This window comes from Faecousia intestinalis (assembly GCF_040096185.1).
In the GTDB taxonomy this organism is placed as follows: domain Bacteria; phylum Bacillota; class Clostridia; order Oscillospirales; family Oscillospiraceae; genus JAZOXB01.
This window is the reverse complement of the sequence record NZ_JBBMFF010000278.1, coordinates 1-795: the sequence shown is the minus strand read 5'-3', so window position 1 is coordinate 795 and position 795 is coordinate 1. Positions and strand designations below refer to the sequence as shown.

Genomic DNA, 795 nt, shown 5'->3' with positions numbered 1-795 from the left:
CCGACAGACCGCAGGAGCGGCCTAAACGGCAGGAGAAGCAGGGAAATACCAGGTCAGAGGCGCAAGGGATGGGTGCGCGCGCGGTTTGGCACCGTTGGAATCGAGCAGGCAGGCGGGCGAGCTGCGCCCTAATTCGCCCTCACTAGTAGCCAGTGGGCTACTGTATTGGCACTGTGGGTTTGTGGGAAACGTGGGTTTCGTTTTCCATAAATCCACAGTGCTTATCCGCCCACAATCAACCTGAAAATTTTTTGTTCTTTACCCGCCTTAAGGCGTACTATTCCCAGTTCAGGGCCGCAAACCGTCGGCCAACTCCCCAAGCCGACAAGCCAGCTCGTGAAGGTCATCAGAAACCATAGCAATGAGCGCGGAGTGGTCGCCGCCTCGCTCGGCCTCCATCGCCAGGGCCTCACCCCATCCGACAAGACGGCAAGCGATCTCCTGGGCTTCGCGGCTCTCCACCTCGGTCATGATGCCTCCTTTTCGGCTCGGAACACGCCAAAATGGTATGTTGCCCTACGTTCGAGGTTATGCCAGATTAGGCATTGAGGTGGACGGCTGTAACACCGATGGAATACAATCATCAATACATTTGTGATACCGAAAATGAGGGTAAAAAATGGCACAGTATACGGTTTCGCAGGTCGTGAGATTGACCGATGAACAGGCAAAACTATTAGAAGATGAAGCAAAGCGCCAAGAATGCAGCAAATCGGACGTATTACGAAAATGTATTACCGAATTCGGAACTGTATCACATTGTGATACCGCCGCCGACACCAGCCCCCAGGCCCT

At 54.1% G+C, this 795-nt stretch carries 1 protein-coding gene; it reads right to left on the bottom strand.

Annotation, left to right across the window (positions count from 1 at the left end; translation table 11 throughout):
* Positions 1-288: 288 nt before the first annotated feature.
* Positions 289-471, bottom strand: a complete 183-nt coding sequence (locus WMO66_RS14300; RefSeq protein ID WP_242370439.1) for a hypothetical protein — start codon at positions 469-471, stop codon at positions 289-291.
* Between the last annotated feature and the right edge of the window lie 324 nt (positions 472-795).